This is a genomic window from Acidovorax sp. KPB24-03 (assembly GCF_057546605.1).
In genome coordinates, this window is the sequence record NZ_BAAJYR010000855.1 from 1 (window position 1) to 744 (window position 744).

General features: G+C 71.6%; 1 protein-coding gene. It reads left to right on the forward strand.

Annotated features, from left to right (window positions below; all coding sequences use genetic code 11):
- The coding region (locus AC27KI_RS26460; protein WP_487116840.1) for a GAF domain-containing protein at window positions 1-744 on the forward strand (744 nt) is incomplete at both ends.

The following is a 744-nucleotide window of genomic DNA, read 5'->3' on the forward strand; positions in this document are numbered from 1 at the left end:
GGCACGGTTTTCCGACCAGCTGCGGTCGCTGGACAGCGTGGACGCCGTCTGCCTGGCCGCGGCCGAAACCCTGGGCCGCACCCTGAAGGTCAGCCGCGCGGGCTATGGCGCGGTGGATGCCGCCGCGCAGGCCGTGCACGTGCACCACGACTGGATGGCGCCCGGCTGCGATCCGCTCGCGCCGGTGCTGCACCTGCCCGATTTCGGCGGCTTCCTGGACGACCTGGCGCGCGACGAATCCGTGTGCGTGGCCGACGTGCGCGGCGACGCCCGCACCCGCGATCGGGCCCCGGCGCTGGAGGGCCTGTGCGCCCGCGCCTTCATGAACATGCCGGTGGTGGAGCACGGCCAGCTGGTGGCCATGCTGTTCGCCCACCACGAGCACGTGCGCGAGTGGACGGGCGAGGAGATCGCCTTCATGCGCGAGGTGGCCGCACGCACGCGCACCGCCGCCGAGCGCGCACGCACCGAGGCCCAGCTGCGCGAGGTCAACGAGTCGCTGGAGCAGGCGGTGGCACAGCGCACGCACGAGCTGATGGAGGTCGAGGCCAAGTACCGCCAGGCGCAGAAGATAGAGGCCAATCGGCCAGCTGACCGGCGCATCGCGCACGACTTCAACAACCTGCTGGGCGCCATGAGCGCCAGCCTGCAGGTGCTGGAAAAGCGCATCGCGCTGCAGAAGTTCGACAACGCCGAGCGCTACATCGCATGGCGCAGGCCTCGGTGCGCCGCGCGCGTCCCTCC